Consider the following 25,444-nt stretch of genomic DNA (forward strand, 5'->3'; position numbering starts at 1 on the left):
AACATTTAGATGAAAAAAGTAATTTTTTGCAAGCCTATTGGACAAATAGTCTCACTTATTTAACTTTAACGGATTGCGGTCCGAGCAGCTCCTCGATCGCTTGAACCAGTTGTGGAGACGGCTTGATCCTGTACTGCTCGCTTAAACTTAAGGAATGCTTGCTCCGCTCGTAGAAAAGAATGACACCTAGTGGGCCCGTTTGCTGTTGAAGCAACTGTTTCAGCTTGTTCAAGCTTTGTGTGTTTTCGTGAGCAGCGTCGATTCTCAAGAAAACGCATGGCCTTGAGCCTTCGGCTTGGCGCGATATTGGTTCAGTGCGCCAGCGCTGTGCGGTTTCTCGTGCACTGGGCTCGTCCAATGGCGCAAGACGATCGGCCAGCAGCTTGATACCAGTGTCTTGTTGTTGCAGCTTGCCGCGAATGATCATAAGGCGTTCCTTTTGTACATGGCTTCCATATTGTTTCCAGATCTCCGGGAAAATGACAACCTCAACTTTTTCAATGCGATCCTCCAGTTCTACGAAAGCCATGGCCTGACCTTTTTGGGTGAGGAAGGTTTTGCAGGATACGATCATCCCCGCCACGGTCACCACGCTTAAGTCCGGCTCTTCCGCCAACTGATGAAGCGGCATGGCTTCATGCTCGTGCAGCAGCGGTTCATAAGTGTCAAGTGGATGGCCGGAAGTAAACATACCGAGCAGTTCACGTTCCAAAGCAAGCTTCTGAAGCTGGGTATACGGAGCAACGTCGGGGTATTCGATCGTCCAATTTACCTCCTCTGTAAAGCCGAACAAGTCCAGCTGCAGTTCCTCTCGCTCCTTTTTCCATTTCAGCACAGCCTCAATCATCCGTTCCAGTACAGCCAACAACTGCGCCCGGTGGCCAGGTAGAGAATCGAAAGCCCCTCCCAAAATCAAGGATTCGATTACCCTCTTGTTGCATACCCGCAAATCCACCCTTCGGATAAAATCAAGCAAATCTTTATACGGTGCGCCATTTCGTTCACGGATTATAGTTTCAATCGCCTGCGTTCCGACGTTTTTGATCGCGGCAAGCCCAAAGCGTATCGCTCCTGCGACGGTATCTTCGTTAAGAGAATCCGCGTTCAAGCCAACGACGTTTTGCTCTTCGCTGCTTCGACGCGGACGGACAGGAGCAAACGCCTCTTTGCTCTCGTTCACGTCGGGAGACAGCACCGCAATCTTCATCCGCCGACATTCATCGACATATTCGGCCACCTTGCGACGGTTGCCCATGACAGACACAAGTGTTGCCGTCATGAACGGCACGGGATAGTGCGCCTTCAGCCAAGCCGTACGATAAGTCAAAACAGCATAGGCTGTTGCGTGAGAACGCGGAAAGCCGTAGTCGGCGTAGCGCACGATCATGTCATACACCTTGTTGGCATCGGCCTCGCTATAGCCCTCGCGCAAGCAGCCGCGGATAAAATGAGTGCGTTCTTCGTTCAGCACCTCGTGCTTCTTTTTTCTAACAGCGCGCAAAAGCAAGTCGGCCTCGCCCAGACTGAATCCCGCCATCTTGGCGGCAATATGCATGATCTGCTCCTGATAGAGGATAATCCCGTATGTATCACGCAAAATCACCTCCAGCGACGGATGGGGATACTCCGTCTCCATTTCTCCGTGTTTGGTCTTTATAAACTTAGGAATAAATTCCATCGGTCCCGGACGGTACAATGCGCTGACAGAAATAATGTCCTCAAACTCCGATGGCTTCATTTCCTTCAGCACCCGTCGGTAGCCGGCGGACTCCAGCTGGAAAACCGCCGCCGTTTCGCCGCGGCACAGCATCGCATATGTAGCTGGATCATCCTCCGGCAGCTTCCGCAAATCAAAGTCGATGCCGTCCCAATCCCGAATCCAACGCAATGTACGCTCGATTACTGAGAGCATGCGCACACCGAGAAAATCCATCTTCAGTAATCCGATCGCTTCCAGATGCTCCATCGAATATTGCGTCAAAGCGGTCCCCTCCGCCCCTGCTTGGAGCGGCACGTACCGGGTCAGCGGCTCGCGGGAAATAACGACGCCCGACGCATGCGTGGATGCGTGACGGGGCAACCCTTCGACCCGCATCGCCTTGTCGAGCAGTTCAGCGGTTTTGGGTTCCTTGGCTGCCAGCGCTCTCAGCTCAGGATTGACCGTAAGCGCCTCCTGCAGCGTGCTCCCATGATGACTGGTGATCATTCTGGCAGCCCTGTCAACATCGTTATAGGGCAGGTTCATTATTCTTCCGACATCGCGCAATGCGGCCTTCGCTGCCATCGTACCGAACGTGATGATCTGCGCGACATGATCTTTGCCATATTTCTCCGCGACGTAAGCAATCACCTCTTCCCTCCGCAAATCGTCGAAATCGATGTCAATATCCGGCATGGATACCCGCTCCGGGTTCAGGAAGCGCTCGAACAACAGGCCGTACCGGATCGGATCGACATCGGTAATGTTCAGCGTATAAGCGACGAGACTTCCGGCAGACGAGCCCCGACCCGGCCCGGTGGTGATACCGCGCTCATGGGCGAAGCGGATAAAATCCCAGACGATCAGAAAATAGTCGGAGTACCCCATTTTTTCAATGACCGTAAGCTCGTACTGTAATCTTTGCTCTATCATCCTCTGATATGAAGCATCGACTGTAACGCCACCAGCATTCTCGTGACGTTCATCCCGGCTCCAACCGTATCGGGCGGCAAGCCCCTGCCGGCACAATTCGGCCAAATACCCTTCGGCGGTTACCCCTTCTGGAATCGGCCGGAACTCTGGCGAAATCGAGCCGCCGAATTCCAGCTTCAGATTGCAGCGGTCCGCCACAACGGCCGTATTGGCCAAAGCCTCAGGGACGTGAGCGAACAGCCTGCGCATTTCTTCACCGCTCTTCAAGTACATTTGATCGGTCGAAAAACGCAGCCTGTCAGTATCATCCGGCTTCGTTCCTGTGCCAATGGAAATCAGCACATCCTGGACTTCCTGATCCGACGCCTCAATATAGTGAACATTGTTCGTAACGATTATTGGGATTCCGGTTTCTCTGCTTAATTCAATCATGTCGCGCATCACTTTCTTTTGCTCGGTCAGCCCGTGATCCTGCAATTCCAGAAAGAAATCGTCACCGAATATATGCCGATATCTTTCGGCGGCCAGCTTCGCTTCCTCGCGCCTTGCATGAAGTAAATGCTGAGAAATCTCCCCCTCGAGGCAGGAGCTTAAGCAAATCAAGCCTTCGGCATATTCCGCCAATCGCTCTGCATCAATACACGGTTTGTAGTGAAAGCCCTCCAGATGGCCGATCGAGACCAGTTTCATTAAATTTTGATAGCCCGATTCATTTTTAACAAGCAGGATTAAATGGTAAATCGGCTGATTCTGCCGGTTTCCTTTGTCGCGTATCGAGCCTGCCGTAAAATATACTTCACAGCCGATGATCGGTTTGATTCCCCGCTCCGTGCACGCCTTGTAGAAGGGTACCGCTCCATACATGACGCCGTGATCGGTCAGCGCAAGCGACGTCATGCCAAGCTCGGCCGCATGGCTGACTAAATCTTCGATACGAGCCGCCCCATCCAGCAAACTGTATTCACTATGCACGTGCAGATGCACAAAACGTTCCCGTTCCATACATACCTCATCCCTATCTTATTTTCTATCGTACTTATGTCGTTCAGCTTTTTTGGTATATTCGGTGATAACGATTAACCCATAGCTCATCACACTATTTTCCAAATTTATGTCTTCAAACGATAAAAGAAACTATTTCCATTTTATCGCACATATGTTCGATAGTAAATATTTAACAGGAAGTAAAAGACAACAAATCCCTTCCTAAATCTTCTGCTCTCTCGATTGGCTATCCAGGGGATGCGATGACTGGGTGATAACAAAGCAAAAAAGGACAGCCGGTTAGCTATCCCTTTTGACCAGTTATTTCAGTTGGTAAATGCTTGCAGCTGTTCAGCCCATCCATCGGCCATGCTATACCCTTGCTTACGTGCAAATATCCTGAAGGGCATCCTCAATGCGGTTATAGCGAAAAACAAATCCGTGTCTTTGCAGCCGCTCCGGAATGACCCAACGGCTCTTCAGAATAAGCTCCGTTTCGGTCCGGATGATAACAGCTCCCGCTTCCAATAACCAACTCGGGGAAGGCAGACCTATCCGTTTGTTCATGGCCCGGCGCAGCTGATGCATGAATTCGCGGTTGGGAATCGGGTGCGGCGCAGCACAGTTGAATACGCCCTCCAGCTCCTGATGGTCCTTGATATACATCACGATTCGGTACACATCCTCGATGTGCACCCAGCTGAACATCTGCTTCCCCGGCCCCAGCGCGCCTCCCAGACCGAACGCGACCAGGTTCCGGAACGGCCGCATGACTCCGCCGTCCTTTCCCAGCACGATGGCGATCCGCAGCGCCGCCTGTCTCGTCTTCGGAAGCGAAAACGAGAAAAACGCGCCCTCCCAGGCCAGCGCGACATCAACGGAAAAACCGGTACCGATCTCCCCGTGTTCTTCCGTCATCGGCCGGTCTTCCGCGTGTCTGTATATCGTTGCCGTACTGGAATTCAGCCACAGCGGAGGCGGATTGCCGCATGTCAGAAGCAGCTCCCCTAGCAGCCGTGTGGTTTCGGTCCGGGAAGTTCGGATCGCTTCCTTATTCCTGGAATGATACCGGCAGTCCACCGATTTGCCCGCCAGATTGAGGAGCAGTTCCGCACCTTCCAGCGCCTCCTTGATCCCAGCCAGATCGCTCCACGCAATATGCCCGGGTCTCCGCGAAATGATCTTTACCTCGTAACCTTGAGCCGCAAAACGCCCTGCGAAATATGTCCCGATAAACCCGGTTCCGCCAGCCAGCACAATCTTTTTGTTCAAAGTCTCCGCCCCCGTCCTTCTAAGCTCCCGCGTTTTCCTAATCATAGCTGTCTTTCGAACCGTCCAGTAGTTCTATTTTTTGTAGGTCCCGCTTCGAAAGGCATGTCCCACGGTGGCGGAGGCGGCATACTAAGTCGGGATCGCCGGCTTCAGGTTGTCAACATTTTGCCGGGAACTGAATTAAATTCCCCGCTACCCGGAACGAACGGGTACTTATGCTTGATCGCACCGGTTAACACGACGCCTAGACCCGGCTGCTGCGGGGGCAATACGTAGCCGCCTTCCATCCGGAATGAATCGCGGACGATCTCGCTGTGCAGCCCGGCATAATCGGGCGGAATTTCCAGGATCAGCGTATTGCCGCTGGCGAAGCCGCAGTGGATGTTTTGCATCAGACAACCGCCCGCCCCCCAAGCGTGGGTAGCGATTTTGCGTCCGTTTGCTTCCAGCATCGCCGCCACTTTCATGAATTCGCCGAGACCGCCGGTAAAGGCCGCATCCGGCTGGCCGACATCGAAGCAGTTCAGATCGGTAAACATTTTCCATTCACAGCTTCCGGTCAAACATTCGCCGCCGGCGATCGGAATCGCCGTAGCCCGGCGCAGCTCGGCATAACCGGCCGCGTCCGTATAATGCAGCGGCTCTTCGAAAAACAGCAGATCGTACGGCTCGAGCGCCTGCAGCACTGTAACGGCCGTATCGAGATCCCATGTACGGGTCGGGCTGTTGCCCATATGGCCGTCAAGCATCAGCTGAACGCCACTTCCGACATGTTTGCGGACGAACTCCATTTTGTCCGCCTCAAATTCGGCGATTTCTTTTTTCGATTGCGGCATCTGCCAGCCGCCCCCGGTCGTATCGAGACTGCCCGCGCCCAGCTTCACTCCGTTGAAGCCAAGCGACAAATAATGATCCAGCTTTGCCGCCAGCTTCTCTTTCGGGTAGTTGCTTGGGCCCCCTGTCGCATAACAGGGAAGACGGTTGTACTTTTTGCCACCAAGCAGTTCGTAGACCGGCAGCCCGTACATTTTTCCCTTCAAATCCCAAAGAGCCGCCTCGATCCCGTTCAGCACAGAAAGACCCATGCCGACTCTGCACCAGAAGTTGCCGCAATGATACATCCGCCGCCACAGCTCGTCGATATGATCGACGGATTGACCGATCAGGATCGGTTTGAAAAAATCGACGATCGCCGGCACGCTCTCCGGAAAAAAGTAGCCGATGTACGTCTCGCCGACGCCAACCAGCTCCGTATCGGTTACAATCTCAATAAATGCGGCGCTGCGCAGCCGGCGCGACTCGCTTAAAAACGGATCGTTCGTGCAAGGTCCCGTCAGGAGAACCGTGCGAACATCAGTAATTTTCATAACGATAGTTTCCTCTCTCCCGCCTTCAATGCGCGTGGTCATCATTCCGTCAGAAACTTGGCCGAACGGCCCCGGATTTGTATGACCTTGCTGCTTGGTTACGAGCAGCACATGATCAGCTCCGCTAAACGCACACGTTCATGCTTATCTCTGCAACAAAAACTTCGTTCCCAGGTCGTACCAATGACTGCCCATCGTATGATCCGGATCGTCGGTACAATAAAACTCAACCAGCGATTCGGGGTATCCGTACTTCACATTATATTCAACCAGATCTGTATACAGCTTACAGCAGCTCCATGTGCCCACTCGCTCGTCGCGGTTGCCGATCGACATAAATATCGGTTTACCCGCCAACCGTTCGATGTCCCGGTGAAGCTTGAGCGCTTCGACATCTTCGGAATCTCGGATCGGGCCGAACTCTCTCAAGATCCGCCAGTCCGTGACCGGCGCGAATGCCGCCGCCCGAACGATTCTCGGGTCGGCAGCGAGCAGCCTCAATGCCATGTACGCCCCTCTGGAAGCGCCGCATACCGCAATGTTGCTGGGCCGCGCGAAACCCAGTCGGATACAGTCGTCGATCACCGCCATCGCTTCCCGTACGAACCGTTCGAACGGATCGTCCCCGGCCAGCCAAGCATCGCGAAACCCGTCGATCCCTTCTCCGTAAGGCCCGGTGCGCTCCCCGTGACAGGGGATATCGAAGGTTAGCGCATAGTGGCCGTTCGCCAGATAACCGTCGGCCGTGGCCCGGTAAGGCACTGTCCACAAATGCGTCTTCCAATCCGCTCCGATCGTAATCAGAAGCTGCGGATCTGCATGAATATGGCGGCTTTCCGGACGCCTTAGCATATAGTTCAGCGTTTCGTCGCCGATTTGTACCTGATGCTCGGATAACTGTTCCTTGTTCATTTGACTCATCCTTTTCAACCTGATCTTTGCTCAACTAATGGCAGACATTACTTTTCAGCGGAATACGTGATAACCCCTTCGGAATGCTTACGGAACTAAGCTGAAATATTGCGCAGATCAGCTTCTGATGCTGCGGTGAACGATGATCCGTCACCTCCCGATACGTTTAAAGCAAGTGTAGCGGAGGATTGCCATACGCAACAACAAGCTGAACGGACATCTTTTCCCGGATGTTGTCTATATACAGGAACAGTATGCATTCGAATGTTCAGAAAGAGCCAGGCAGAAGTAGTGCGGGCGGATCCGAAACAGCCAAAAATAACCCCCTTATGTTGGGGGTTATCCGTTTTAATTGAGTTAATCATGCAATTCTCTTCAAGCCCGGATAGGTTCCATTTCAAGCTCGAATCGCATTTCACCGGCCGCCGATGTTGAATAATTGGCAACCAGTTCATTCCCGACCAAAACGAACGGTCTCGATACCCATTCCCCATGTTTTACCCGTATGGTGTCAGGATAACGGAACAAGCTTCAAGGCGTTGCCCGAGTATATTTTGGCAAGAACGTCGTCCGGCAAATGAAGCGACCTAGCACTTCCTGGTGAACGTTATCGAAATAGTCGCGGCCGTACAAGATGCGGTCCTGGAATTCGAGTATAAACTCTCTCGCGAATTCCGGATCACGGCTGAACGCTCTCGCTCCCGAGCCTGCGGATATATCGCAATACAGGTTCCGGTATTTGCGCAGCATTTCGCCAACCTTGCCGCCCGGCTGGACTTTTCCTGTCGGATAGGCGACTTTGTCGTACTGGTCTTCGCCGGATAGATGTGCCCAGAAACCGGGAGCATGACCGAGGAAATACGTGTCGGGGCAAGCCTTGACAGCACGCTCGAAGGCGAGCTAACGTTTTTGACCGCTCGCTTCCCCTACTTGGCGGAACGAATCGGAGTCTTGCCCGAACGCCGCCTTGATCTGGCTGTTTTTCAAAGGCGTGGTCCAGCCTTTCCTGGAAAGCTCCAACTGGAACGAATCGATGTAAAGAAATCCATCGCTAGCGAGGCAAGCTCCTTATGCTTGCTTACACTGGACAAGTACATATAGTCCGGATAAGGATGCGTATTGTAAGCGGAGCCCAGATATCGATTAAACCATTTTTAAAGACAATATGGCGTTTGTCACCGTAATATCAGAGGCGGTTAGGTTTTGATGATAAACCCTAACATTACCGGTAGATATCACTTCCGCCCAAACTCTTGAACTTACCCCAAGTGGCGGAGAAGCAGCTACTTGCACAGGCGCACCCAGATAAGCATTATCCATTGTTGTGTCTGTCGTGGCGATAGAATTTGCAGAAATAGTCTTGGTATAAGATATTGATCTTCTAGCATAACCGTTTACATCTCTAAACGCAGGCGCTTGCATAAAACCAACTGGAACGGTAACAGAACCCGCGGCAATACTGGCGGAAGCATGTGAAACGATTAGCTTTTTAGAGTAACCCCCATTCTCAAATACACGACCAACAACCGCAAATGTTTGAGTAGACCCTTGAGTTAGTGAAACATAACTACCGACACCGACACGAGAAATCACAGATGATGTTGATGTATCTATCACATTCGTGTCTGTAGCACTTAGCGTTGCCTGACTAGCAATCGTATAGCGACTGGTGTGTGTTCTACCTGCTGCTGTTATGTATCCATCTGACGCAAAAGTACCGTTAGCATCATATAAGGCTCGAAATACATCATGAAGTGCAAACGTACCGCCCGTCACATTGGAAAGGGACGATGTATTCATCCACTCTGTGTTAAGCGCGTTAATTCGTGGCTCGTAGTCCGCATACTGTGGCATCATGGGCACACCGCCTGCGTAAGCACCAATGTGCTCAATTTCAACTTGTGAATTTGCGGGGATTGAAATTGTGACGTTACCTTCTCTTGCATGTTCCGATGTAACTTCGCAAGCCGCCATTTTCCAGCCGTTACCGTAATCATACATCAACTCGCCCAACGATATCCGCTCATTAGAAGAGTTAACCCATACGTTCGATTTCAATTTAGCATAATCAAAAGAACCTGCTATCGTTCGATACAACATACAGATTTTGGATTGTACAGATTGAGTATTGATCGGAAGAATGATATCGATCTGGGATTGTGTCGGATTGATTAGGCGAATCCCATACTTGGTAGTAAATCCAGTATGCACAGATTCGAAACGTTTCACATCATAGATTAAATCATGGCTTGCCGTGTAAGCTCCATACATGCCAAACTTAAAATCATACTGCGGGCAGAATTTAAAGAAGTTCGTGATTAGACTTGCCCCCGCACCAAATTCAAACCCTGTATGATTTAAGTACTCGTTATGTTGTCTACCATTTTCAAAATGTCTGCTTGGTGTGCGAATGCCAGTAGCGGGGTCGTAAGTGCTGTAAGTATCCGCAATAAATCGTACACAAGTATCTTGAGGTCTTTTAAACAAGTGACTTGCATCAAATTTGAATCCATCAAAACGTTTTTGCATTTCCAATTCAAATAAAGTATTAAACCATTCCGAGTAACCTCCGCCATAATACGAACCGTGACAAGCATCATAAATCAAAGCTAAGGATGACCCTTGATCCGATGCCGGGGCAATATTAAAACCATTAAAGCTGCAGCCAGCACCTGTGTTTATCAATAAATAGTCGAATTTATTGGCATATCGTTTATCTACTACTGTGCCGCCACCTATTGTTAAGTTAGCAGCTTGTAACGCATTTGATGTGTTGTAGAATCCCTGTACACATTCATGAATGGCTACACCGTCCACAACGTTCTCGTAGAAATTTCCGATGCGTTTTCCATTTGTCCAAGCTGATGTATCAAGCCCGTAAAGCGAAATACCGTTATGAAATCGTTCAATAAGCAAATTCTCCAGTCGCCACTTGTACGCATTCGCACCATCGATACATTTTTGTGCGTGAACAGTCGATGTTCGCGTTACGTTTCCAAGCAGTACCAAATTTGAAATTTCAACCATAGAAATGGTTTGTGTATTCCAACCTGTACTCAACTGATAAGCCGCTGCCATTTCGTCGCGTGGCGTACTAAACATATCGATAGCTGTTGACGGGTCAAAAAATAATGTTGAATTATTCCCCTCAATTTTTGTATTCGTTCTAATCGGTAGGGTGTCTGTGATGTAATAAGAGCCGTGCGGTATTTCAAATGTATACTTGCTATATACTTGTGATGAAATTGCTTTGCTGATATTGGTATGGATAACATACTTGTTCATATTTAGCATGTCTTTAAAAGCTTGAGTATCATCATGCCCGGATGCATAATCAAGCACCTCTGGAATCGTGAATACTAAATCGCCATGCGCTCCAAACATGAACGGATTTAACACATTATTTTCCAATTGACGCACCCATCCATTTAAAACGACACCGCCATCAAACACAGATGCTTTTGTTGAGTCATAAACAAAGTGTCCGCCACCTTTGATTAATCCGGCATGGTACGATTTGACAAATACTCGGCTGCCGTTTTGCGGATTTGCAATAGATAGCATATCAGCAATGCTCTCTAAATCGTGATCCCCTGTCAAAAAATCGGGCAGCCCTTTGCGGCCGTATACTTCCCCGCTCACCGGTCCCCCGGCCGCGAACGACGTACCAATCGTTCCTCCGATCACGCTGCCCGCGGCCAAAACTGTCCCAGCCAGGCCCAGAGACGACAGCATCGCCCTTCTTGTGAGCAAGGTCGGCTTGCCGCCGGCATCCAAATCCTTATCTTCTTGTATTTCATCCGTTTCTCGCGGTCCCATCAAGTGTGCCGCCTCCCGCTTCAATTGGATTTTGTATGCGGTTTCATAATAAGTGGCCTTCGGCCTCCGCAGCTACTTCTTTTTGTCCGCCTCAATCGTTTTCTTCATCGCTTCCTCGGCATCCCGCAGCGCCGTATTGACGTCTTTGCCCTCGTACAAAATGCCCCGCAAGGCAATCGTTAAATGCTGCCCCGCCGTAGAGTAATATTTGCTCTGGGGAGACGGCTTTGCCATATTTTTAAGCGGGATCGCGGCGACATTGCGCCCTTTGTACAGCGGGGCGTCCTGGCCGAATACTTTCGGAATGTTATCGCTGCTAAGTGCCGGGATGAACGTCGCCGCCTTCGCTTTCTCCGTCAGAAACTCCTCGGTGGACAAAAAGTCCATCACCTGGTACGCGTCGTCCTTATGCTTGCTGCCGACGTTCAGGAACGTGAAGACCGGATAAGGCTGCGGCCCGGAGCCGTTCATCGTCGGGTACGAGACGATATCCCAATTGAGCGGGGCCAGGTCTTTCTCGACGTGCAGACCGGCCACCGGCGTCCACATTGCCGACACTTGATCCCGGAAAAACATTTTGGTCAAACTGTCCATCTTTGCCTTATCCGGATTGAATCCGGGAATTTGATAAAAGCGGGCGATGTTGTCCATGAGGCTTTTGACGTTGTCGTTCGTCAGCGACACTTGCAGCGTTTGCGGATCGACGAAGTTGAGCGACATTTGGTTGCGCCAAAAGTAATGATTCGGTGAAATCGTGAAGCCGTAATATTGGACGCCGTCTTCGTTGCGCGTCAGCTTGACCGACAAGTTGTACAGCTCGTCCCAGGTGATGCCGTCCTTCGGGTAGTCGACACCGAACTTATCGAACAAGGTTTTGTTGTAGTAAATGACAGACGCTGCGGAGTCGAACGGCAGCGCGTACAGCTTGCCGCCGCTCATTTGCCGGATCATCTCGAGCGCCTGAGGCTCGAAGCGGCTTAAGTCACTCTTGTATTTTTTGACGAGCGGTTCGATATCGTATTGCATTTCGTTCAAAAAGATGCTGTTGTAGACGAGGCCGACCGAGCCGAAAATGACGTCGATCGGCTGGTTCGACGCGATCATCTTGTCGAGCGAGCCGCTGGTGGTAGGAATCAGCACCGGAGTAACGTGTGGGAATTTCGCCTTGATCGCTTTGCCGAACTTTTCTTCGAAGTAGCCTTCGGCGTCGAAATTGCCGCCGACGTTGTAAAAGTGAAGCGTGATCGGTTCTTTTTTCTCGGGCTGGGCAGGAGCCCCCTCCTCCGTCCCTTTGCCGGTACCCGGCGTGCCCGCTCCGGAGCAGGCTGCAAGTACGAGCAGCAATCCCGCCGCTCCGATCGATATCGATGGTTTCAGCATAATGACACCCTTTTCGTTATTTGGTTTAAAAGCACTTTCAAAATGTAAGCGTTCTCATCATTTCTTTTAATTTCAGATTGAACTGGATTTCAAAAGAAGATTACAACCCTAAGACAGTCCCGCTTGGATAACCTTTACTCTGTCAACCTAACGCGCCCGCCAACCATCTATCCCTACCTCTGCTAGCAAATCTGAAGGGCGGGCTTCGTTTCCCCTGTCACCTCCCCTCCCGCCGATGGCTGGAAGATCATGTTTGCGGCCCCCCATCTAATGGCCCGTCCTGCGAACAACATCGATCGGGCAAGCGCGTACGAAACGTCAGTCGATCGATAGAGCCCATCTGCTCCGCTGTGATTCTTCCCGGCGCAGATGGCCTTGATTGCTCCGACGGAGCAGCGTGCAATTGTCCGGCACGCCAACGCCCGCCCGTTGCCGGCTTGCTTTTCCGGATACGGAGACAGCTTGTTCCAGGTGGCGGTTGCCTTCATCATAAGCCGGATTTGCGCCCGGGACCATGCGCAAAGCGTTCGTTTTTTTTAGCATTTGTGCCATTACCATTAAGGATGTTCTAAATATGATAAAATGAAAAAAGGGAAAAATGCAGGGCCTGCTGCACAACTGAAGGGACTGTCTGCAGTCGACTCGAACGGAGGAAGCGGATGGATATCGAGGTGATCTTTCCGAATATGACCAGCACGCTGCAAATTAAGGGCTGCGGATTTTTCGTCAAGCCGCCGGGCTGGTCGTATCCGCTGCATCATCATCATTTGTTTGAAATATTATACTGCTTCAGCGGTGAAGTCGTGCAGTTTGTGGGAGTAAGCGAACGGAAGATGCGCGCAGGAGATTGGATGCTGCTGAAAGCCGGCGTGCGCCATCGGCTGGAGAACCTCGCCGCTGAGCCGTATTCGTTTTTGAACATCCACTTTGATGTGGACGATCCTGACTTGCGCAGGCGGCTCAACGCCGCCGACTGCTTTCTGCTAAGTGGTGCCGATGCAGCTGCGAGCGGACTGGCGGAAATCGTTACGCGCGTTGAGCGACTGATGACGCTGAGCCTGGCGGACAGCCCTTCGTCCGCCCCGCCCGACAAACTCGTGGCTCTGGATATCGATCCGTTGCGCAAGCTTGAACTGCAAGCCGCGATTTTATTGATAGTCACTTCGTTAACTGCGCAATGCGCCGCTCCACAAGCGCCCGCCGGGAAAGCCCGGCCTTCCGTCGCTTCTTTTATGGAAATCGAAACGGCGCATGCCATCGAAGAACGTCTTCGGCGGATGGTAACGGCCGATTCCGACGAATCCGTCGCCCGGATCGCCCGAGACTTGCACTTAAGCCGCAGCCGATGTTCGAAGCTGTTCACTAAAGTATACGGCGTCTCGCCGCGCCGCTACGTCAGCGAGCTGGTCCTGAACCGGGCAAAACGGCTGCTGGTGACGACCAACCTTCCGATCGAGGCCATTGCCCTGGAGCTCGGCTTTCATTCGCTCAGCCACTTTTCCTGCCAGTTCCGCCGATGGACCGGCGTATCGCCCATGCAGTACCGGCCGAAGTATGAGTGAGCGCGTCTCCCGGGCCCCCTGCCGTATGCAATGTTTGCCGTGCGACCTTAAAGACTCGATAAACAGAAATGATAGTGGAAATTTCCTGTAAAATCGAAAAAGTCCTCAAGTTTTTATCTAAATTAATTAGATGACAAGAACTTGAGGACATGTGAATATGAAAGAGAATACCAATCGGCTTGCGGCGGAAAAAAAATTCGATACATATGTTCATAGAGTCTCAGTTTCCGCACGACGCTATTTTTTTCGCATTACGTCTAACCCTTAAATGTAAATGTACTCTTTTATCAAGCGTCAGTCCGTCCCGCAATTGAGTTAGTCATATTGATATCATATCGACGAGTTGATATTAGGATGGAAGGATACCCGCCAGCCGTTGCCCAATACCGTTGTATAGAATAATCAAAGGATACTAATAGGAGGGCAGCATCAATGCGATCACCATAAACGTACTGCGCTGCTTCAAGTCGAAATGATAAATTTATAGTCTAAGTTGTTGCCCGTTGTGCTCGGCTTGACCCATAACCATCCGGATGAATCTACATATCCCTGCAAATAGGCAGACGCAGCAACATCGTTGTCATACAGGGTATATAGATTTGTTGGAGAATTGGAATCGGTTGATATGGAATTTTTCAGTACCCTGTTCGGCCTTGGGTTTGCAATCGTACTCGGTGTTCCTTCTGTTAGGACAAATGGATTTGCATAATAACGATTATACGTTGCGCTCATACTATTAGCCGAAAGCAACTCAATAGATGCAGTTTTCCCAACATAGCAAAGCCGTTTAAATGTGGAATGATTCAAGCTAAGGATATGAGTAACTAAACCGCAATGGTTGCTGTACCCTGCATCGAGAACATTTCCTGCAAATTTGATATCCAACTGAGCCACATAGCCGCTTGCGGCAAAATTCTCATTCATGATGCAGTTGTCAAAGTCAAATACCGTGACATAGTTCGCTTTGTTGGTGAATGTATATTTTGCGATCTCCGCTGCCGTCATTGTGCTGTTTCCATACGTTTCTTTCCAGTTGAAATTCTCAAACGTAACGGTTGACCCGCCGTTCGCAAATACTTTGTAAGAGGAGTTCGAAACAGGCGTCGCATGGTAACTTCTTCCTGAAATCGTGATGCCGTCCGAGTAATGAAAGTAAAACTCTTGACCTTTGTGTCGTTCCATTGAGAAAACGCCGCCTACGGATTTAGAAAAGCTAAAGTCATAGGCAACGCCGCCGTCTGCAAGATTGCCGCCAACCCCATCGCACGCACAGAACAAATTGGAGTACGTTAGGCTATAAAAGTCAAAACCGCGCTCTTTGGCTCCATCCACGTAAAGCTGACCGCCGTAGTTCGATGTTCCTCCGCGAACGGCAATCCCCTTCAAGCCCTGATAGGTCCGCAAAAAACCGAGCTTGGACATCCAGCAGTCATCCGTATAGATGCCGTAACCATGACCGATTGCTTGAATATTCCCGCGATACGCCATAGCCGAATTTTTGGCGTAATAGCCGTAGCCGACATCTGCAATCGTTCGCGTCAAGGTGAAGCCCGACGTATGCTCGCCAAAAACATAATCGCCTCTGGCCGTCGTTGGCGATACGAAGATCACCGCATCCACATCTCCGCCGAAATATCCCGCGCCGACCGTGTTCGTGGTCGTCTTGCATATTTCAACATCGTAAATATTGTTGCCGTCTCCGCCGATCAGTGCTGGCATTCGTGCTGAAAAGCTGCCATTTGTGCTTAAAATGATAGGGTTGGTTGAAAAATATTTACCTTTGTTGATCTTGACTTCTTTGCAGTAATAATCTGTTGTAGAGCTTACGGACGCTTTATTAATTGCCGCCTGTATGGCGGCGCAAGCCCACACAAAACTTGCATCGTCCGTCGCTTTAACCAGACCATATTGATCGGCATTTACTTCATGCTGGTTATTCAAACGAACGAATACGCCCGCTCCAGTGTTTTGAGCCGTGTAGTAAGTATGAAACGTTGCAAAAGATGGAATCGGAATTGTCGGGTCAATATAATAGCCACCATCGTGTAAACTTTTGTCAAGAGCCGTAGACCAAATAAAGAGGTCGCCACCCTTGTACATTCCATCGTGATAGGAAATCACTTGAAAAATCTGCCCATCGAACATGCCGGATTGCTGAATTAATTCAGATATCGAATTAACTTTTCGGATTGCCGTTTCGTTCCATTCATTTAACACTTGAACATCGCCCGGCAGTCCCGGATTTCCCTGCCATGTCGGCCGTCCCCGCTCGTTCGCCGCCCCCAGCGAGCCCGTGACGGCCATTGCTACTCCGGCCATGCCCAACGAGGCAAGCAGCTTGCGGCGGCTGAGCGCCTTCGGCTCTACTGGTGTTCTTCCCGAATGGTCCAATTCTTCCCGCCCTTCCATGTACGCATTTTCTTCGGAATGGATTCGATTTTTCATTTCACACTCTCCCCATCTTTTTAGTTGGATTGGTAAACGCTTACATCCCGTGCGATAATCTATTTCCCTCCCACCATCGGTAAAGATGTTCGCCATCTCCATACCCTGTATCATCCAAAAGGATAAAGCTGCAGCCACGATGTATATGCCGTGGGAAGAAAGACGTCCAAAATCCCCTCCAGTAGACAAATGTCAAAACCCAACCTTATTAATATGGACTTTTTTCACCGTCTACTATGAGGGGTCATTCCATCTTTCAACTCCGGCCTAAACCGAAGTATTACTTCTTATCGTTCCATTTCAAGGAGAATAAGTCTGCATCCTTAATCTGCATACGAATCCGGACCGGGCGTCCTTTCCATAACTCAAAATCCGCTTCCGGCCCCCATGTAACCACTCCATCGATCTCATCCCCATACATCGGTTCCATGTCCTCCAACCTGAAACCGTCAAGAGGGCGACCGTGCTCGTCCTGCAGCTCGAAACGTAAATAACCGACCGCTGATGTTGAATAATTGGCCACCAGTTCATTACCTTCCAAAATGAACGGTCTTGACACCCATTCCCCATGTTCAAATCCCGCATGTATGGAGCCAAAGCCGTGCTTGCGGACGGTTACTCGCCGTAAGCGGCTGTCATCCAGCCGGTAATGCTCCTGAATGTAGAAGGAAAACTCGTCGGGATTCAGCAGCACACATCCGGTGCTTAATATTCCGGTCCGATCCGACCAATTGTGCGGATCCAGTCCCGCGCGACACCAGGCTTCCATAAACGTTCGATCCCAGTGCAAGCCGTCCCGGCTTGTCATCATGACCGTATCACTGACGCCCGGCTCGGGATGATCCGTCAATTTTTTCCGTTCCGGCACAAAACGCATGGGAAACGCCATGTAAATGTGCTCCGCTCCCGGACAAAGCATGGCCGAATTGGTGTAGTACTGCTGCATCGGTTTCAAATCGTTATATCGCAATAACTGCTGCTTCCCCCAGTTGTAGAAATCGGTAGAGGTGGACGTCAGAATAGTCCGGTATGCCTTATCCTGGTATATCCGGGAAAAACAACGGTAGGCTTGAGCGTTAGTGTCCCAGAAAACTACGTTTAGCGAATCAAAGTCTCCATCCGTTAAAATCGGTTCTTCTCGCAATTTCTGCCAATGTATGCCGTCAGCGGAGCCGAACGCAACCAATTCATCGATTCCGGCCACTGCCTTGTATCGCAACTCAGGAGAAGTATGGGGAGAACGGTCCAGGAACGGGGAAAAGTTATGAGATAACCGCCCTCTCCACACGATATTGTTGGCCGTGCTGCCTTCATATTCGAATAGTCCCAGCTGCGGTTTCACAAAATGAATGCCGTCCGTACTCTCGGCGTAACAGGTAACTTGATTACGATCATCATTCATAGAGCTTGACCCAATCCCGCGATAATACATGCGTATTTTGTCCTGATCTTGAATGACGGTTACATAGCCGCTTCCCTTCCCTTCCCAGGGCTGATCGAATGAAAGCACGATTTCTTCCCTGCGAGGCGGATGAAGCTTCAAGGATAGACCCCGCTTCTCCTCAATCAGCCATTCGTCCACGAACATTTCTACTCTCGTGCCAATTTCGACTACTGATTTCACCGTATAGCCTCCCTCCACTAATCATCCGCTTCCCGTCTGCTTGCCGTTTCTCGCGTTCATAACTCTATCCGGTTAAAAGGCGTATTCGCAACCTTCACAAGGTTTTAAATTGCATGGAATAAATGTCGGCATCCTGCAATAAAAATCGGACTCTGACCGGTTTTCCGGCTAATGCCGATACGTCTTCGCCGTTTCGCCAGCGTACGACGCCCTCCAGCTCGTCTCCGTACAGCGGCTCCATATCCGTAGCCTCGTAACCTTCCAGCGGTTGCCCTGCTTCATCCAACAATTCGACTTGAATCGAGCCGGCGGCCGACGTCGCATAATTCAACAGCAGCCGATTTCCGGAGAAGATTAGAGGACAAGTTTTTACCTCGCCTCCCCGGTAGCCTCCATGTATGGAAGCGAAACCGTGCTTCCTCACCGTCAACCGCCGCAATTGAATGTCGTCCCAGCGGTAATGCTCCGTGACGTACAGCGAGAATAGTTCGGGTTCAATCTGCACGATGCCGTGCGCAATCATGTTGCTTCGTTCCGTCCAATTTTTCCGGTCTTGGCCCGGGCGCAGCCAGGCTTCCAGAAACGACCGGTCCCAATGGACCCCATCCCTGCTGGACATGAACATCGTATCCGAAAGCCCTGAGAACGGATGCTCGGGAACTTTTTTCCGGGACTCAATGAATCGTTTCGGGAACGACAAGTACATATGCTCGGCTCCCGGACATACGACGGTTGCATTCGTATAAAACTGTTCGATTGGAACGTCCGCGTCGTATGTATGGGGCGTAAACGACTGCCATTCCCGAAAATCCGGAGAGATCGAGCTATGAACGGCTCTCACTTTACGATCCGCCCAATAACGCGCGTAACAGCGGTAAGCGCTTTGGTTCGGGTCCCATAAAACGATATTGTGAGAGTCGAACGGCTGGTCGGTGATGACCGGGTTAGCATCCATTTTCGACCAGTGGATGCCGTCCGGCGAATGCAAGGCATGGAGCATTCCTTTCTCCCATGGCGTTCCCCTTGGTGCGACGCCGCCTAGTGCCTTAAACAAGGATTCCTTGGCTGCTGACGGCGAATCGTCTTTCATCGGCGCAAAGTTATGAGATTCAAGACCGCGCCATACGATGTTGTTGCTGCTCGAGCCTTCATACTCATATAGTCCGAGAACCGGTCTCTCGAAATGGATGCCGTCCTCGCTTTCCGCGTAACATGTCGCCTGCTGGTCATCGTGATCGTCCGCGGGCGCGTTTCCCCGATAGTAAAGCCGGATTTTCCCCTCATCCTGGATGACGGTGAAGTAACAAGCGGCTTTTCCTTCCCAAGGCTTGTCAAACTTAAGCACGACCTCGCGCCTCTCGGGCGGTGTCATCCGCAGTTCGATTCCCTGCTTCTCGTCAATCAACCAATTGTCGATAAACATCTCGACTCTGGAGCCGATCTGTGCGACAGCTTTATTGCTTCTCATCCAAATTCACCGCTTTCCTGCTATTTCTATTTGAATACGTTCGGATTGACTTTGGCGCGGAAATCCTCCACTTGCTTGATCGTTTCTTCTTCTGCCTGGCGAAGCGCTGTATTCATATCGGTTGTGCCGAACATGACCTCGTAGGCGTACTTCCGGTAGATGTCTCCCACCATTCCGTCCATCGGGCCTTTGTACGGAACCGGCGCTGCCTTATTATAAAATGCCGCGCCCCAATGGAGATTGTTAAACCCGGTGTCGGCACCGTACGCTTTCCTGACGCTCTCGCTTTTTACGACCGGCATAAGCCCTTTTTTCGCCAAATCGGTTTGCGCTTCGTCCGAGATTAAAAATTTCAGCACTTCCATCGCCGCATCTTTATTTTTGGCCATCTGCGTAATTCCGAGATAGACCGGATACGGCATCGAGCCTACCCCTTTTTGGTCCGGCAGCGTTGGGGCTGACACGAAATCGAAGTTGACCGTTTTAAATCGGTCCGCCCAGCTTTTGACGACCTGCGGAATATAGACGACCATCGCTTGTTCCCCGGCAATAAACTTCTCGAGAACTTTGACGGCATCCTTCGGCATCTCTCCTCGTGCCGCTCCGGCCGCCTCACCCGGCGCTATGATCAGTTTTTCGAAAAATGATTTCCATCGTTCATCCGTATTGATCGTCGGCTTCAACGTGTTTTTATCTAGGTTCGGAATCGAGTAGGGGTTCAACCGCACCAAATAATCGACCATCGGCGCGTACCCGATATAGTTGACTCCCCCCTCGCTTCTCGTAATCCGTTTCGATACGGCATACAAATCGTCCCACGTCATTCCGTCTTTCAAATGAGGGATGCCGAATTTATCGAAAAGATCTTTGTGGTACAGGGTGACCATTACGTCCTGATGAGTGGGCAGCGCAAACAGCTTGCCGCCTACATCGTTTCGGAACCCTTCAATCGCCGCCGGATCAATATTGTTCAGATCGACCTTGTGCTTTTTGGCCAATTCGGTCATATCGTACTGAATTTCGACGGGCAGCACTTCGTTCAAAAATCCATAGACGGTATTGAAGTAGAAATCGAAATGGGTTTTACTGGAGACCATGTCTGCGAGCAACGTTCCCGGACCCGTACGTTGAATGTACTTAATCGTATAATGCGGAAACTTTTTTCTGATTTTGTCCCCGTATATTTCGTTAAAAAAGGCCTCCGACTGACCGTTCTGGGAATAAAATACGAGTTCTGCCGGTTCCGGCTTCTGGACCTCGGGGGCTTTTCCGGCTTCGTCTTTGCCGTTCCCCGGATCCGCCGCCGATCCGTTGCCTCCGCAGCCCGCTGCGAAAACCATTAATGCAAGCATAGCCGCACCGTACTTCAAAGGCTTTTTAAGTTTACTCAATTCAACCATCCCTTTACTGTTGTGTAGTCAATCAGGTAACACGAGAGTCGACGATAAAGCACTTTTTGAAAACGCTTCCAGTCACATTGCCGTTGTTTCTACTCATGCCTTTTAAGCACGTTTATTGCACACCCCCTTGACTATATCCTCCATAATATTTTATACATACACGTATGTGTCACATTGTGTTACGACGTGTACTATAAATATTATATCCTTATTGTTTTTAGGTTGTAAAGAGTAAAAAAAAGAAAAGGATAGAAAAGAAACGTAACCATAAGAAGAAAAAACACAGATTTATGTCCGATTACGTAATTAAGAAAAACCGTCCGGAAAAGCGTCCGGACGGTCCTTTCACGTACAAACCGATACGCTAATGCGTGACAGGGAATGGTCCCCCTTCCTTCGCTCCAGCCGCTCGCCCTCAGGTCGTGTTGTCTTTTTGCGGTGTGGTATCGCTAACGAACCCAGCAACCGTTATCAGAGTCGAATGCGAGTGTTTGAATTTGTAACGAACTCTCGTATCGTTATTTCCGCAAATCGGATCGTTTTTTATCCACTTTGGGTTTAATAACGATCCCCGGATTCGTTACGTCTGGAATAACGTCGTTTTTCAGCGATAAGCACCATACGATTCGTTAGGCTGTACCTGATTATACGTTCTCAAACGCCAAGGAAGGAAACTCCTCCATTCCCTTTAGCACCGTGAAGATCAGTAAGGATCTTAAACTTTCTGGCAGATCAGAAGCCCTTCTGTTAAAAAAGCTTCTAAACGAAGCCCTTTCCACGACGAATGCCCCAGCGTATAAGGTAGCTGTTACGATAATAAAGCCACGGCATTAGCCGCGACCTGAAAAACCAGGCAAGGTGACCAGGCTATTATACCCAAGGTTTTATGCTTGCCTTGCACCCTATCCATTCTGTATACAGTCTGTTGACGTCTTGCTCTCTTGTCGTGATACAATGTGGATTAACTTGTACCGCATACGGAATCGCACAAGGAGGGAACCTGTTGACGAATTTGCAAAATCGCTCCGTTCCTGTAGCCTGGGGTCAGCTGAACATTAAAGTCCGTTTCGGCCCGCTGCTGTTCGATATTTTGCTCGACAACAACATTTATCCGATGACGATAGTCCGCAACAAAAAGCACAATCATGCGGCGATCGAGCTGCAATTCATCGATTCCGGCATCGGTACACTCGTCTTGGAAGACCGCGAGCAGCAACTTGAAACCGGTTCCATCCATATCATCGGCCAACATATCTTCCATTCGTTCGAGCCGGACCCGGTGCTGCCCGGAGAGCGTTCTACGTTTCGCTTTACGTTTCAGGACGTCCCGTCCGCGGACCCCGGCTTTCCGAAGGAGGAAGCCGAACTGATCAAGGCCGCATTGTCACGTCTCACACACTGTCAGTTGACCGATCCGATCCGGAATCGAACCATGTTTCGCCTATTGGCGGAGGCGCGGACCGAAATGGAGAATCCCGCGGTAGGCTCCTACACGAAAGTGCTCAGCGTGTTCGCCCAGATGATCGTCGAGCTGGTAAGAGGCATTCAGACGGAACACCCGGCGGACCGGGCGTATGCGATACCGCGCAAAGACAAGTACGATCAATGGTCGTATTTAATTGATTCGTTTTTCTCCAATTGTCACAAAGATTTGACGCTGGAGATGCTGGCCGATACGCTGAACTTGAGCACGAAGCAGACGCACCGGCTGCTCAAAAAACATTTCAATGCGTCGTTTAAACATAAACTGATGCATACACGGGTGGAAGTAGCCAAGGATTTGCTGCGAACGAGCAGCCTGTCGATCGAACGGATCGCCGGAGATGTCGGCTATTCCTCGACTCAATATTTCTGCCACCTGTTTCAACAAAAAACCGGTATGACCCCCTCGGAATACCGCTACATGGAACGAAGCGGTCATGCTGCTGCTTCGTTCAACAACTGATATTGCCTTGGACGATGGTTCGCCGCCAGTATCTCGAGAGATGCCGGATTACCGGCGCAACGACAAAGGAGCCAGCCCCTTCTTCCGAGGGTTTGGCTCCTTGTTATCGATAGCTACTGATGGAACAACCGTTGATTTCTGCGCCAATCCGAGGGCGAGTGCCCTTCCAGCTTTTTGAACCAGGCGGAGAACGAATGCAGTTGCGTGAAGCCGATCGACTCTGCGATCGCCTGCATATCTTTCTCCGTCGAGCTGAGCTGCCACTTGGCCTCCGTCAGTCGGCATTGCTGCTGGAACTGCTTGGGCGACATGCCGTACACTTTGTAGAACCGCTTGCGGAATCCTTCCTCGGAAAGTCCGGCCATCCCGGCCATGTCTGCGATGGACAAGCCGCTGTGCAGATGCTCCCGGATATGGTCCGCAATATGTGCGATCGATACGGCCTGCCGGTCAGCCTGGGAATGCTCGGTTATGAACAGCAGCAGCACGGTCAGCCAGGCCAGCCGATTCCGCTCCGGCTCCTTCAGGGGCGATGCCATGACACGCAGCCATTGTCTGAACAAGATCTCGTACTGCTCCTGATTGAACTGCGAGAATGTAATGACGGACGGAGCTTCACCCCGGATCAGCTGGCGGAACAGCTGCCTCGTCTCCTCCGGCAATCCGTCGGCCAAGATCACGCCGAACCGGATCGGTGTGACGGCTTGAAACGAATGAGACACATTCGACGGAATCAGCACCGTCTGCCCGGCGCTTACCGGTATCGTCTCGTTACCGTATTGAAACGTGCCGTCGCCATCCAGGATGTTCGTAATCTCCAGACTGGCATGCCGAAAAAAGTCCGGATCGCCCCACTCTTTCCCGTGCGTGCCGATAAAGCTTCGGATATGCAGCTGTTCCGCCAACGCTTTTCCCTCCAACGGATTCTTTTCTCTTTATGGTAGCATATCGGGCCGTTCGTCTAAAGTTCAATTCTAAAAGAATCGCGTCAGCCGCTGAATCCGCAAAGCTTCCCGAGCTTACCCATCCGTTCGCGCCGCCTTCGCCGACCGTCAAGCAGATTGAAACGGTGAGCTGCAGGTCCAACCGTCCTTTCTATTACAATCTCCTAAAAAACTTCGGAACCCGTTTAATCCCTTCTGTCCCGAGAAAACTGCTTGCTGATGCGACCAGGACGCTTGCGAATATAAATTTAACTACATAAAATATCCCGGAGCCTACGAGTATATCCAACATGACGAATTTTTTCAGTGTAGAGCCTCTGATTACGTACACGACGATTTCGTTCTTTTTGTCCTTTCTCAGTCAGCACCACACCTTGTTATTTTTATTTGAGAATATGATAGGAACACTTGGTTTTATTCGGAACGTTATTCGTTCAAAGGCGAATTTACGCGAAAAAGCCTGAATCGGGTCGATTCGAGGCTTCTTCGTCATTTCTATTTATTTGAGGGTACGGACTGATTATTTAACACCTTGGGCAAAATCAGTAGTACGTTAATCGATGTTCTCTACATGCTGTTCCAAAGCCCGGGCGAAATCGTGACCAAACCGTCTGCTGTTATCCGCAGTAACTGGAGCCGTATCGGTGCTACCGAAATAAGGGAATTCAAAGCTGCATGCAAGCTGGGCGCCGGATCTCTCGAAAAAGCTGGAACAGGTTGCAGGATTAGGCTGATTCCAGTCTTCTCCCATACTCAGATTATCGATGGATTTATGTCGAATCGCATCCGCTTCGCTGCGGGCCCCGCTAATTTTCTCCAGTTTCCCGCTCAGGTTGTTTACCTCCTCTTTCAACGGACTATGGCGATTGACGAAAAAAGGAACGTCATTCCGGTCCCCCCATTTGAACGGACCGTGGAAATCGATCGCGATCTCCGGCTGAACTCCTTTGGCATAGTTCATCAGCGCTGCAGTCGAGCGGTAAATCGGAGTATCCGTATAGTCGCGGTTATGATCGTGCGGCAAGCGAGACTTACCTTGATCTCCATTCTCCACCCCATCGATATCGATGAATGGAGTAAAATGAACCAGATAACGTTCCAGAACGGGGGACGATTCGGCTGTTAGAAGAGCTTCGATCAAGCCTTCAAGCACATACAACGGAGTCGATTCGCAGGCATGATGTCTGGCTGTGAAGAACATATGGCGATCCGCCATACGATTGCCCAAAGTTAGCAATGGAACAGGCTTCAAAAGCTCGGATTCGGTCAACAACGCGCGTTTCACGTTCCGATGCCCGCCAATGCGCGCGTAATATCGTTCGAAATGGTGCAACTGGTAAGGAATACAGAAACAGAAGTAGACCTTCTCGCCGGCATGCCAGAACGTGTAACTAAATTCGCTCCTGGACAAAAGCGAAGCCGCTCCAAGCCATCGCCAATGAACCCCGTCCTCGCTGACGGCAGGCCCCCAGGGTCCAACCACTTCCCCGTCCGCAAATGTAAACGTTACCGTTTCCGGACTTGCGGCCACGGCGGCAAAATTCCAGTAAAACCACCAGCCGGACGTGTCTCTCATTTCCTGCTTCAGTACGACGCGCTTTTCTTCAACAGATAAAACCTGAATATTTCCTCCTGCATGCCGGTTATCGATCCGGATGGACGGTATCCATGGCGAATTCATTAAGGGCTC

The 25,444-nt window shown here is 50.6% G+C and carries 15 protein-coding genes; 2 read left to right on the forward strand and 13 right to left on the reverse strand.

Going from position 1 to position 25,444, the window contains the following annotated elements:
* Positions 1-55: 55 nt before the first annotated feature.
* The 7 genes from IDH45_RS12830 to IDH45_RS12860 all read right to left on the reverse strand — a co-directional run bounded on the left by IDH45_RS12830 (position 56) and on the right by IDH45_RS12860 (position 12,909).
* Entirely contained in the window at positions 56-3,634 is a 3,579-nt protein-coding gene (locus IDH45_RS12830; protein WP_190928150.1) for a DNA polymerase III subunit alpha, read from the reverse strand.
* A gap of 366 nt (positions 3,635-4,000) precedes the next feature.
* Complete coding sequence (locus IDH45_RS12835; RefSeq protein WP_190928152.1) at positions 4,001-4,888, reverse strand: TIGR01777 family oxidoreductase; 888 nt, start codon at positions 4,886-4,888, stop codon at positions 4,001-4,003.
* A 149-nt stretch (positions 4,889-5,037) separates the two neighbouring features.
* Entirely contained in the window at positions 5,038-6,255 is a 1,218-nt protein-coding gene (locus IDH45_RS12840) for a mandelate racemase/muconate lactonizing enzyme family protein (protein WP_190928153.1), read from the reverse strand.
* 144 nt (positions 6,256-6,399) lie between these two features.
* Positions 6,400-7,167, reverse strand: coding sequence for an alpha/beta hydrolase family protein (locus IDH45_RS12845; protein WP_190928159.1), 768 nt, complete (start codon positions 7,165-7,167; stop codon positions 6,400-6,402).
* Between the two features lie 1,143 nt (positions 7,168-8,310).
* Positions 8,311-10,989 (reverse strand): hypothetical protein, encoded by a 2,679-nt coding sequence (locus IDH45_RS12850; protein WP_190928161.1) that lies wholly within the window; start codon positions 10,987-10,989, stop codon positions 8,311-8,313.
* A gap of 69 nt (positions 10,990-11,058) precedes the next feature.
* A complete protein-coding gene (locus tag IDH45_RS12855; protein WP_190928163.1) occupies positions 11,059-12,366 on the reverse strand; it encodes an extracellular solute-binding protein in 1,308 nt (435 codons plus the stop codon).
* 318 nt (positions 12,367-12,684) lie between these two features.
* Entirely contained in the window at positions 12,685-12,909 is a 225-nt protein-coding gene (locus IDH45_RS12860; RefSeq protein WP_190928165.1) for a hypothetical protein, read from the reverse strand.
* Positions 12,910-13,025: 116 nt separating this feature from the next.
* Here IDH45_RS12860 and IDH45_RS12865 point away from each other — a divergent pair, with 116 nt between their 5' ends.
* Entirely contained in the window at positions 13,026-13,928 is a 903-nt protein-coding gene (locus IDH45_RS12865) for an AraC family transcriptional regulator (protein ID WP_190928167.1), read from the forward strand.
* Between the two features lie 462 nt (positions 13,929-14,390).
* Here the strand turns inward: IDH45_RS12865 and IDH45_RS12870 are convergent, their stop codons facing one another.
* The 4 genes from IDH45_RS12870 to IDH45_RS12885 form a co-directional block, all read right to left on the reverse strand.
* The gene (locus IDH45_RS12870) at positions 14,391-16,475 is read right to left on the reverse strand and encodes a hypothetical protein (RefSeq protein WP_190928351.1); all 2,085 of its coding nucleotides are present in this window, start codon (positions 16,473-16,475) and stop codon (positions 14,391-14,393) included.
* Positions 16,476-16,653: 178 nt separating this feature from the next.
* The gene (locus tag IDH45_RS12875; RefSeq protein WP_190928169.1) at positions 16,654-17,997 is read right to left on the reverse strand and encodes a glycoside hydrolase family protein; all 1,344 of its coding nucleotides are present in this window, start codon (positions 17,995-17,997) and stop codon (positions 16,654-16,656) included.
* A 94-nt stretch (positions 17,998-18,091) separates the two neighbouring features.
* Positions 18,092-19,465 (reverse strand): hypothetical protein, encoded by a 1,374-nt coding sequence (locus tag IDH45_RS12880; RefSeq protein ID WP_190928171.1) that lies wholly within the window; start codon positions 19,463-19,465, stop codon positions 18,092-18,094.
* A 26-nt stretch (positions 19,466-19,491) separates the two neighbouring features.
* Complete coding sequence (locus IDH45_RS12885) at positions 19,492-20,856, reverse strand: ABC transporter substrate-binding protein (protein WP_190928172.1); 1,365 nt, start codon at positions 20,854-20,856, stop codon at positions 19,492-19,494.
* Between the two features lie 1,012 nt (positions 20,857-21,868).
* Here IDH45_RS12885 and IDH45_RS12890 point away from each other — a divergent pair.
* A complete protein-coding gene (locus IDH45_RS12890; RefSeq protein WP_190928174.1) occupies positions 21,869-22,810 on the forward strand; it encodes an AraC family transcriptional regulator in 942 nt (313 codons plus the stop codon).
* A gap of 113 nt (positions 22,811-22,923) precedes the next feature.
* Here the strand turns inward: IDH45_RS12890 and IDH45_RS12895 are convergent, their stop codons facing one another.
* Positions 22,924-23,715, reverse strand: a complete 792-nt coding sequence (locus IDH45_RS12895) for a helix-turn-helix domain-containing protein (protein WP_190928176.1) — start codon at positions 23,713-23,715, stop codon at positions 22,924-22,926.
* Between the two features lie 592 nt (positions 23,716-24,307).
* Positions 24,308-25,435, reverse strand: a complete 1,128-nt coding sequence (locus IDH45_RS12900) for a M14 family metallopeptidase (protein WP_190928178.1) — start codon at positions 25,433-25,435, stop codon at positions 24,308-24,310.
* Between the last annotated feature and the right edge of the window lie 9 nt (positions 25,436-25,444).

The organism is Paenibacillus oceani (assembly GCF_014705615.1).
GTDB lineage: Bacteria > Bacillota > Bacilli > Paenibacillales > NBRC-103111 > Paenibacillus_AB > Paenibacillus_AB oceani.